Consider the following 219-nt stretch of genomic DNA (forward strand, 5'->3'; position numbering starts at 1 on the left):
TAACATCGTCCAACTGACTACCCGGGACATCTAACTTCGATCTCGCTTGGCGCCGCTACGGCGGTATGGGATTTACCCGAGTGCGTCCTTGTGGACGACCCGGCGCGTGAGTTGTACCGTGCCGGGGATCATTCGACCTTGAGCTGAGCTTGCCTATCTCTGATCAATCGCGATCGCATGTTCGATCATCTGATTGCTCCCTGACGAGGTCTTGAGGTC

Origin of the sequence: Actinospineispora eucalypti, from assembly GCF_039543365.1 — a bacterium.
GTDB lineage: Bacteria > Actinomycetota > Actinomycetes > Mycobacteriales > Pseudonocardiaceae > Pseudonocardia > Pseudonocardia eucalypti.